The following is a 10,306-nucleotide window of genomic DNA, read 5'->3' on the forward strand; positions in this document are numbered from 1 at the left end:
GATCGCTAGGACGAGATCCGGGTGCTACCAGCCAAGCCCGCGCACGAGGAAAGAGGCCATCTGAGCCCTGGTCACCAAACCGTTCGGACAATACTGACCATCGGAGTAGCCGGTCGTGATCCCGGCTGCCGCCAGCGCATTGATCTCGTTCTCAAACCGGTTGCCGTCGTCGTCTGAGAAGTAGTCGGTGGTTGTGGCAGGCAGGTCGAGCGCCCGGACCAGGAACGCCGCCATCTGACCGCGCGTCAGCGGATCGTTGGGGCAATACTCACCGGGAGCGCATCCCGACGTGATCGAGGCGGCCGCGATCGCATCGATGTCGTCTTCAAAGAAACTGGCGTCGTCGTCCGAGAAGAAATCCACCGTTGCAGCAGGCAGATCGAGCGCCCGGGCCAGGAACGCCGCCATCTGACCGCGGGTCAGCAGATCTTCCGGGCAGAACTGACCGTCGGCGCACCCACCGCTGACTCCCCGGTCATACAGAATGATGATGTTCTCTTCGTGAACCGACCCGTCGTCATCCCAGAATGGGGGCAATCCGGCCAGGGGGTCGGGATGGCTGTAGAACACCTCGGTGGCCCAGACATAGCCCGACGAGACGAGCACTCCCACTGCCACCCTGGTTGAATCCGGGTTGAGGATATTGGCTCGATGACCCGGTGAATCCATGAAAGCCTGGTGGAGCCGGCCGCAATCAGCGGCGTACCCGACGTTCTCTCCCCAACTGGTCCATCCGTCCGGCAACACCGGGTTCAGCTCAGCAGGTGTCGAGTGGAACAACCCGCCTGCTGCCAGCATCGCAGCAGAATGGTCCCGGGCGTACGCCACTAGCTGGCTATCGAGCTCCACCGGGTTGGCGCCCTGGGCCACTCGATCAGCATTGATGGCGTCCACGAAGCATGCTTCGACATCAACAACAGAGGCGGCGGAGGCGGGTGCAACTATCCAGACCTGGAACAGGATGGCAAATACCAGTGAGATGGACAGACGTTTATGAGTCATTGACCAGCGCAGCCTCGACTACTCCGGGTTATCGGCACCTCAAGAAAAACCTAAAGGGCCTCAAAGGATGAATCTGCCTGGAATCGAGTCGAACTCGCTCAAGGGGAGCAATCCGGAGCTTGCGCAACCTCGGGACAAGCCGGTTCGGTCAGCGTCGGGAGCGCAGCAGCTTCCTGACTCGAAGGAGCGGGCGTACGACGGGATGGCCGGCGAGTCGTTCGTAAGCTGTCTGCCACTTGGCGGCAGCCTGCTCGGCTGCTTCGACCTGTTGTCGACTTCGATCGAGGATGAGCTGAACGTCGAGTTCGGACGCGTCTGAGCCGCTCCGCTGGAGTGTTCGGCCTACCCACAGTTCCTCGTTCGGGTCGACACCGAATCGGGTAACGGCCTCTGAGGTCAACAGATCGGTCGGACGGATGGCGGCCAGTCGCAGACCGTGGCGCTCGGCCCGAGCCTCGAAGTCGTTGCCGTAGTAGCGAACATGATCGGCCTGACCAAAGAGCCGGGTGCGCGTCGCTTCGTCGGCATCCAGGTCTTCGATCGTGGGATGCCCCCGGCGGCGTGGAACTTGGATGAAGGCAACGCCTCCTGCCGACAGGACTCGAGCCATCTCCTCCAGAGCTGTCAGATCGTTGGGGATGTGCTCGAGGACCTGGTAGCAGATGATGACGTCGAAGGTGCCGTCGCGAAACGGGAGCATGGTGGCATCAGCCTGGATATCGATCGGCAGTTTGGACTCGAGGTCCAGCCCGACGTAGCGGATTCCGGCTGACTCCAGGTACCGGCGAATCTGAGGCTGCGGAGCGATCTCGAGGACCCCATTGACGGTGCCAAGCACCGGTCGGATCCGCTCGAGCAGCGCCACCAAGACCCGGTGCCGTTCCAGTGAGTCGCACGTCGGGCAACGGGCGTTGGGGCGCCCGCCTGGTCCCTCGCCAAATGAGTCTGCGCTCGTTCCGCAGGCAGGGCAATGAAACCCGCTTTGATCTACCGCCCTCGGCACCTGCCCCTCAGTCATGAATGCAAGGAACCTTGATTCGGGACGGGTCCACCCGGCTTCTCCTCAGCACCACTCGTTCAACCGACCGGAGCGAGGTCGAGTTCTGAACGATTGAGCCGGTCAACGCCATCGTTTGTTACCACCACGATGTCCTCGAGGCGTACCCCGAATTGGCCGGGAAGGTAAATCCCCGGCTCGATAGAGAAAGACATTCCCGGCTCGAGCAAGAGGCCGTTTCCTTCGACGATGTAGGGGTGTTCATGTACCTCGAGGCCGATGCCGTGCCCGGTCCGATGAATGAAGTACTCAGAGAAGCCTGCATCAGCGATGACCGCACGGGCTGCTGCATCGATCGACCCGGCGGTCACACCGGGCCGAACGGCCTCAACCGCGGCGCGGTGCGCCGCTCGAACCGCCTGGAAAACGGCGAGGTAGCCATCCGGCGGGGCACCGACCACGAAGTTCCGGGTCGTGTCCGAGTAGTAACGGTCGAAACGCCCCCCGAAATCAACTACCACTGCATCGCCGGCTTCGATGATTCGCTCACCCGACTCATGATGCGGTGAGGCTCCGTTCGGACCGGAGGCCACGATCCCGAACTCGGCCACCTGATGGCCTTCTTCGACCGTCATCTCGGCGATCATCCGCGCCATCTCACGCTCGGTGCGTCCGGCGAATGGCGTCTCCCGAAGGCGGGCCACTACCCGATCGGCGGCTTGTCCGGCCCGCCGGAGCGCGTCGATTTCGGCCGTGTCTTTCCGCATTCTCTGTTCACGAGTTGTTTCGGACGCTCTGCCGAGCAACAACCCGGGCAGTCGCTCCTGGAGGCCGAGCACGAACGTCGCCCAGGTGTGGTCGCCGATCAGCCCGTGTCGCCAAGCGGAGATCGCATCGGAGACGAGCGCGACCGGATCCTCGCGTTCCGACCAGGGTCGGATTTCGAACAGGTCGCCGTGGCGCTCAACGCGCGACGCTTCGAGTTCCGGAACGAATAGCACCGGGTCCCCATCCGCGGGAAGGACAAGCATCGTGAGTCGCTCGGTCTGCATTGCCTCGTAACCGGTGAAGTACGGAAGGTCTGCGCCCACCGACAGAAGGAGCCCGTCGAGGTTGCGCTCGATCATCAGCGATCGTGCACGATCGACCCGATCGGCGAAGGGATTCATGGCCTGGCCCCGACTCCGCTCGCAACGCGGGCGGCATCCTTGGCGTGGTAGCTGGACCGCACCAGCGGGCCGGATTCAACATGGCGGATACCGAGGCCTTCTCCGTTGGCCTTGTACCTCGCGAACTCGTCGGGGTGTACGTAGCGGTGAATGGGCCGGTGCCTGGCCGTCGGTCGGAGGTACTGCCCGATCGTGACGATCTCGACACCTACCGCCCGCAGATCGGCCAGGGCACCTAGCACTTCCTCCTCGGTTTCGCCCATCCCAACGATGAGCCCCGACTTGACGGCCACCTCCGGGTGCAATGCATTCGCTCGCCAGAGCAGGGTCAGCGACCGTCCGTAGTTAGCGGCGGTGCGGATATCCCTTTGAAGACGCAGCACCGTTTCCGTGTTGTGGTTGAGCACGTCCGGCTGCTCGGCCATGACGGTGGCGAGGTCGTGCCGGTCCCCTTTGAAATCTCCGATCAGCACCTCGATCGAAGTCGAAGGGCTCAGCCGGCGGGATTGCCGGATCGTCTCCGCCCAGATCTCTGCTCCTCCATCTTGGAGATCGTCCCGGTCGACGGCGGTGATCACCGCGTGCTCGAGGCCCATGTCGCGGATCGCCTCTGCCGCCCTGAATGGTTCCAGGACGTCGAGTTCGGTTGGCTTGCCCGTGAGCACGTTGCAGAAGCTGCAGGCCCTCGTGCAGGTGTCCCCGAGGATCATGAGCGTGGCGGTCCCCGATTCCCAGCACTCGAATATGTTCGGGCAGCCGGCCTCCTCACACACCGTGTGCAGGTCGAGACCGCGCATGAGCTTCTTGACGTCGCGGTATTCCGCTCCGAGATTGGCTCTGACCTTCATCCATTCCGGCCGTTCCGGTTCGCCGGGCAGCAACCCCCCCTTACGCGTGACCGGTACCTCATGGCGGCGCTCGGACGAGAACGTTCCCTGTTCGACGAGGCGGTCGACCTCGAAGTCGGGCGGTCGACCCTGACTGCGAGTGAAGGCGCCGAGCTGGATCTCCGGGTCCCGGTACCCGAATACCGACGCGAAGGCTGGGACGAGGCGTTCGACAACTTCTTCAACTGACACCCGCCGACCGAGAATTTCAGTCATCGAGGACACCGACCGGTCCGTGATCCCGCACGGGTGCATGTGAGCGAAATAGCTCATATCCGGATCCACGTTGAGGGCGAACCCGTGCATGGTGACGCCCCTCGAGACCCGCACCCCGATGGCGGCGATCTTGCCACCGGCCGTCCAGACACCGGTGAAGCCCGCCTCTGCCCAGGCATCGATGCCGAACCCGGCCAGAGTCAGGATCAGCGCCTCCTGCATCCGATCGACGTAGGCGGTGATCTTCTTGGGATCCTCCAGTTCGATGATCGGATAACCGACGAGCTGGCCGGGGCCGTGGTAGGTGATGTCACCGCCCCGATCGACGTCGTAGCGCTCTGCGTTGAGCACTCGCAGTCGCTCATCGGAGACGAGCAGGTTGCCGGAGTCGCCGTGGCGACCGATCGTGTAGACGTGGGGATGCTCGAGCAGCAGAAGGTAATCCCAGGTGGATCGTCCCGACGTCCGGCCGTCCCAGAAGGCTCTCTGGAGGTCCCACGCCTCGGCATACGGGAGTCGCCCGAGCCACCGGACCCGCAGGGTCGGTCCCCCCTCCGGGGGGAAGGTACCGCCGGAAGTTTCGACTCGCGACTCGCCACCCGCGACCCGCGGGGTCGGTCCCCCCGGAGGGGGGAAAGTACCGCCGAGCCCGGAGGGCTCGGGGGTAGGGGGGCCGCCGGGAGTTGCGACCCGCGACTCGCGACCCGCGACTCGCGACCCGCGCTTCACGCCAGTTCCTGCTCCCAATCCCATGTTTCGAGGTTCTCTTTGATGCGGCGGAGGAACAGCACTGCCGTCGACCCGTCGAATGCCCGGTGATCCCAGGTCAATCCGAGGTAGCCGATGTGCCGAATGGCGATCATGTCGGCTCCGTCGGGTCCGGTGATCACCGTCGGCCGCTTGACGACCGTCTCCGTGGAGAGGATGCCGGTGTTCGGCACGTTGATGATCGGCGCAGACATGAACGACCCGAATGGGCCGGGGTTGGTGATCGAGAAGGTCGACCCGGTGATGTCGTCGAGGCCGAGTTCACCGGCCCGGCCGCGCACGGCGATGTCGCGGATCCTCCTGGCCAGACCGACGAGGCGGAGACCGTCCGCGTCCCGGATCGAAGCGACCAGCAGCCCCTTCTGGTCCATGTCCACGGCGATGCCGAGGTTGACCGTCCGATGGAACACTGCCTTCTTCTGTTCGAGGTAGAACGAGCTGTTGACCACCGGGAACGCCTTGAGCGCATCCATCGTGGCCCGGGCGATGAACGGCAGGTAGGTGAGCGAGAAACCTTCGGCCTCTTTGAACTCGGCCTTGTGCGCCTGCCGGATCCGTTCTACTCGCGTGTAGTCGACCTCTACAGACGTCCACACGTGGGCGGCCGTCTGTTTGGCGTGGATCATGTTCTCACCGATGCGGACCCGCAGCCGGTCGAGATCCCGCACTTCGTCACCTTCGAGCAGCGGGATGTCGGCGGGCTCGACCGCGGCGGGCTCGGCCGCAGCGGGAGCGGCCGGCGAAACGGCTGCCACCGGAGCGACCTGCGGTGTCACCGGCGCTTCTGATGGAGTCGTAGGCACTTGAGCCACGCCCGTTTCAATCAGGGCCTCGACGTCCTTGCGGGTAATCCGCCCGTCCCGGCCCGTCCCGGTGACGGAACTGAGATCGAGGTTGTGCTCGCGGGCAAGCTTGCGCACCACGGGAGAGAGGAACAGGCCCTCGGTGGATTCAACGACGACGGGGGCCGCCGGAGCGGGCTGCGGCGCGGTTTCCGGCGTCGCCGCACTCGGCTCAGCAACCGGCGACGGTTCGGGCGGCACCATCGGAGCCGGCGCGGGCTCGGCGACGACTGCGGCGGGCTCCGCCTGGGGGGCGGCGGGGGTGGCCGGCTCCTCACCGGCCTCACCGATGACAATCAGATCGGTTCCGACGACGACGGTCTCGCCTTCGGGAACCAGGATGTCGAGGATCACGCCGCCGACCGGCGACGGGATCTCGGTATCGACCTTGTCGGTCGAGATTTCGACGAGCACCTCGTCGACGGCGATCGTATCACCGACCTTCTTCGGCCAGCTCAAAATGGTTCCCTCGGTGACCGTTTCGCCGAGTTGTGGCATGGAGACCGTGGTGGCCATGCGTTATCGGTTTCCTCTCATCATGCAATCTCTACCCTCAACGATACTGCCGGACCCAGCATTCCGACCCAACAAACCGTTTTCGCGCGGGGATCGCACCATATACGGTGGGATCCCCGCGCGAAAACGGAAGTTTCCGGCCGCCGCCGTCAATGGAGGCTGCGTCCCGTCGAGGTCAGGAGCGTCTCCCCCACCGCTTCCGACAGCGTCGGGTGGGCGTGAATGAACGCGGCCGCCTCTTCAGGAAGGGCCTCCCACCCCACTATGTACATCAACTCGTGGATCATCTCACCGGCCTGCGGGCCGACCACCGAGGCGCCGAGAATGGGCCCATCCTTCTGGACCACGAGCTTCACGAGACCCTGGTTCTGCCCGATGATCTGGGCGCGACCCACTCCGAGGAAGCTATGCGAATACGTTTCCACTTCGAGTCCCTGGGCAGCGGCGGCCGCCTCCGTCAGGCCGACTTCGGCCATCTCCGGGTGGGTATAGACGACCAGCGGAATCGCCCGGTAGTCGGGACCGGCCGCCTGTCCGGTAGCAATGTGCGTGACTGCCGCGATGCCCTCGGCGAACCCGGCGTGGGCAAGTTGTGGGGTCCCGGCCAGGAGGTCGCCCACCGCATAGACCCCCGGCTCACCGGTCTGCATCGTCGTCAGGTCGGCGAGAACGTATCCGCGGTCGACCTGCACCCTGGTGGTTTCGAGTCCGATTCCTGAGGTGACCGGCGCCCGACCGACCGCCACCAGCACCACATCGACCTCCGCCGAGTCTTCCCCGAACGGCACAATGACGCCTGCATCGGTCATCACCGGTTCACCGACAGATACCCCAGTGTGGATCTTGACCCCGCGCCGCTTGAGGTGTTTGCGGAGTTCCCCGGCAGCTTTGGCGTCTGCACCCGGCACGATCTGGTCCATGAGTTCCAAGAGGGTGACGTCACTACCGAGATCGACCAGGAGGCTGGCGAACTCGCACCCGATCGCACCGGCCCCGATGATTGCCACCCGCTCCGGCCGGGTCTCCCAGTCGAGAGCATGGTCGGAGTTCACGATGCGCACGCCGTCGAAGTCGTAGCCGGGAATCGAGCGGGGCACGGATCCGGTAGCGACGATCACATTCCTGGCCTCGAGAACCTGTTCACCGTCGTTGACGACGACCCGGCGGGCACCATCGAGACGTCCGAAGCCGTTGATCACCTGAACCTTGCGCTGCTTCAACAGCCCGGACAGACCCTTGACGAGACCGTCCACGATTCGTTGTTTTCTGGCCAGGGCCGTTCCCCAGTCGAACGACGGTTCGCTCGACTGCACACCGAACTCGGCAGCCCCGGCCACGGTTGTGAACACCTCGGCTGCTTGGAGCCACGCCTTGGCAGGTATGCAGCCGCGCAACAGGCAGGTCCCGCCGATTTCGTCCTTCTCGACGAGCGCGGTCTCCAAGCCGTAGTTGTGGGCATAGAGTGCGGCGGCATATCCGGCCGGCCCACCACCAACGATCACAACGTCGTACACGAATCCTCCGGGAAGTCGGGTCTGGGGACGAGATTAGCCCCACGCGCAACATCTGCCCCCGGTGCGATACGCTGGCGGCTTCATGCAGACCCGGTTTCTCCTCGTCGCCTCGATCGTCACCGCCTTGATCATCCTCATCGCCTCGGCGGTGTGGTTGGCGGTGGTCGTCTCATGAAGCCGTTTCTCCGCAATACTGTGAACCGCCAGCGACCATTGCATTGCGCAGAAAATGCATCAAGGTTTCTCGGCAATACTGTGGACCACCAGCGACCATTGCATTGCGCAGAAACTCCGTAGGAACGAGGTCAGCCCATGATCACCAAGACCGTCCGACTCAGCGGTAGCTGTCCCGACTCGATCGAAGACGCCATCAACGGTGTGCTCGGCCGCGCCGCCGAGACCCTCTCGGACATCCAGTCCTTCCGGGTGGTGGAGGTCGGAGGAACGGTCGACGCGTCGGGCGCTCCATCTGACTACACGGTCACCCTCGACATCACGTTCGTCGTCAAGGAATCCACGACCCACCGCTGATGGATCACATCGAGTCACTCGGCTTCGGTATCTGGCGCCTCACGCTGCCGCTTCCTTTCACTGCGCCCAGCTCGGTCAACGCCTACCTCTTCGAAGGCACAGACGGCCTCACGATGCTCGACTGCGGCGTCGACACAGACGACGGCTACGAGGCCATCCTGCGCGGCCTCGAGCAGGTCGGCGCCACGACCGCCGACCTCCATCGCCTCATCGGCTCTCACCTCCACGTCGATCACATGGCCCTCGCCAAACGACTCGTCGAAGAGACCGGGGCAGAGTGGGTGATGCACGATTCCACGCCCGGAGAAGTGCGCTGGTACAACGACTGGGAGAGCCGCCGGAACCGCCTCACCGACATCGTCGCCTCCAACGGCGCCCCCGGCGACATCATCGAACGTTTCCGAACGGGCTTCGAGCAACCAGAGTGGTATTCGACGGCGATGAATCCGACGCATCCGGTTGCCGACGGCGATCGGATCCCGCTGGGCGACGACCGATATCTCGAGGTGATCTACACCCCCGGACATCAGCCGAATCACATCACGCTGCTCGACTCGCGCAGCGGAATGCTGTTCGCGGGGGATCACGTGTTGCCCGGCATCTCCCCGTTCGTTCCCTACGACGGAGACGACAACGACCACCTCGGCGACTATCTCAACTCGATCGAGCGCGTCGAGCTGCTCGACCCCGGCATCGTTCTCCCCGGCCACGGACCCACGATCGAACGGGGACGAGCCCGTGCCCGCCAGATCAGCCTTCACCACGAACGCCGGATCGGGGCAATCACGCAGGAGCTGAAGTGGGGCCCAAAGACGGCGTGGGAGGTGATGGGCTCCGTGTTCCGACCCAACCTCAACCACCTCGAGCAGCGTCTGGCCATTCAGGAAACCCTCGCGCACCTGGAATACTTGCGCCGGCGCGGGACGGTGGAGCGGATCCTCGAAGGGGCAACGTTCTGGTACCGGGGATTCAACCGGTGACCCTTCCACTCCTGACCGCCGACGGCTTGACGCTGGAGCACCGGTGGTCGGTGCCCCATGACTTCGACCGAGTTGCTGTGCTATGTCACCCGCATCCACTGCAGGGCGGCTCGATGGACGCCCCCCTCCTGCGACGGGTGAAGAACGTCCTCACCGAACGAGGCTTCGCCGTATTGCGCTTCAACTTCAGGGGCGTCGGCGCTTCCCACGGTTCCCACGGAGGCGGCGTGAGCGAGGTGCAGGACATCGAAGCCGCCGTCGAGCTCGCCCGCACCAGCCACCCGGATCTTCCCCTCGGCATCGCCGGGTGGTCCTTCGGATCGGTCATCGCCCTTCGCTGGTCTGCCCAACACCGGTCAGATCTGCCCTACGCGGGTATCGCTCCACCGGTCGGCAGCGACCTCATACTCGAACTACCTGAAATACGGCACCTCGTCCCGGCGCCGCGCACCTTGATCATCGGCGACAACGACCAGTTCACCACCGTCGACAAGGTCGAGGACTATGCCGCCTCGATCGGAGCGAAGGTCGAGGTCGTGAAAGGAAGCGACCACTTCTTCTTCACGAAAGAAGGCGTAGTAGGCGAGTTGGTGGCCGCCGCACTGAGCCACACAGAACTCAGAACGTAAAACCTAGAACTCGCTCCAGGCACCGCAAACCCCCTCCGCCCTGCCAGCGGCAGGCCACCTCCCCCAGCTAACGCTGGGAGAGGACGCACAGAAAACACGACCACCTGCTCATCACCAAGGCGTAGTAGGCGAGCTGGTCGCCACCGTGTTGAGCCACATAGAACTCAGAACATAGAACCTAGTGGTCTGTCGCGGATTCAGTGATCTGGTTGAGGGCGGCTCGTCCTCGTTTGACTTTGGCAATGATTTCTTCGG

Annotated in this window: 9 protein-coding genes; 3 read left to right on the plus strand and 6 right to left on the minus strand. The window is 64.1% G+C overall.

The features are described from left to right. Positions 1 to 24: 24 nt before the first annotated feature. The 6 genes from P1T08_13015 to lpdA all read right to left on the minus strand — a co-directional run bounded on the left by P1T08_13015 (position 25) and on the right by lpdA (position 7,911). Positions 25 to 1,002: an S-layer homology domain-containing protein gene (locus tag P1T08_13015; protein ID MDF1596993.1), complete on the minus strand. Its 978-nt coding sequence runs from the start codon at positions 1,000 to 1,002 to the stop codon at positions 25 to 27. A gap of 148 nt (positions 1,003 to 1,150) precedes the next feature. Beyond that, entirely contained in the window at positions 1,151 to 2,020 is an 870-nt protein-coding gene (locus P1T08_13020) for a class I SAM-dependent methyltransferase (GenBank protein MDF1596994.1), read from the minus strand. 59 nt (positions 2,021 to 2,079) lie between these two features. Continuing rightward, positions 2,080 to 3,168, minus strand: coding sequence for a Xaa-Pro peptidase family protein (locus P1T08_13025; GenBank protein ID MDF1596995.1), 1,089 nt, complete (start codon positions 3,166 to 3,168; stop codon positions 2,080 to 2,082). Next, complete coding sequence (lipA, locus tag P1T08_13030) at positions 3,165 to 5,000, minus strand: lipoyl synthase (GenBank protein MDF1596996.1); 1,836 nt, start codon at positions 4,998 to 5,000, stop codon at positions 3,165 to 3,167. The genes P1T08_13025 and lipA overlap by 4 nt, the downstream gene beginning before the upstream one ends. Then, the gene (gene sucB / locus P1T08_13035; protein MDF1596997.1) at positions 4,997 to 6,397 is read right to left on the minus strand and encodes a 2-oxoglutarate dehydrogenase, E2 component, dihydrolipoamide succinyltransferase; all 1,401 of its coding nucleotides are present in this window, start codon (positions 6,395 to 6,397) and stop codon (positions 4,997 to 4,999) included. The genes lipA and sucB overlap by 4 nt, the downstream gene beginning before the upstream one ends. A 149-nt stretch (positions 6,398 to 6,546) precedes the next feature. Next, positions 6,547 to 7,911, minus strand: a complete 1,365-nt coding sequence (gene lpdA / locus P1T08_13040) for a dihydrolipoyl dehydrogenase (GenBank protein ID MDF1596998.1) — start codon at positions 7,909 to 7,911, stop codon at positions 6,547 to 6,549. Positions 7,912 to 8,223: 312 nt separating this feature from the next. Between lpdA and P1T08_13045 the strand changes: the two genes are divergently transcribed. The 3 genes from P1T08_13045 to P1T08_13055 are packed head-to-tail and all read left to right on the plus strand — an operon-like array spanning position 8,224 to position 10,051. Then, complete coding sequence (locus P1T08_13045) at positions 8,224 to 8,442, plus strand: dodecin family protein (protein ID MDF1596999.1); 219 nt, start codon at positions 8,224 to 8,226, stop codon at positions 8,440 to 8,442. Next, complete coding sequence (locus P1T08_13050) at positions 8,442 to 9,422, plus strand: MBL fold metallo-hydrolase (protein ID MDF1597000.1); 981 nt, start codon at positions 8,442 to 8,444, stop codon at positions 9,420 to 9,422. The genes P1T08_13045 and P1T08_13050 overlap by 1 nt, the downstream gene beginning before the upstream one ends. Then, positions 9,419 to 10,051: an alpha/beta fold hydrolase gene (locus tag P1T08_13055; GenBank protein ID MDF1597001.1), complete on the plus strand. Its 633-nt coding sequence runs from the start codon at positions 9,419 to 9,421 to the stop codon at positions 10,049 to 10,051. The genes P1T08_13050 and P1T08_13055 overlap by 4 nt, the downstream gene beginning before the upstream one ends. Positions 10,052 to 10,306: the final 255 nt, after the last annotated feature.

It is taken from the genome of Acidimicrobiia bacterium (assembly GCA_029210695.1).
GTDB lineage: Bacteria > Actinomycetota > Acidimicrobiia > Spongiisociales > JAHEDJ01 > JAHEDJ01.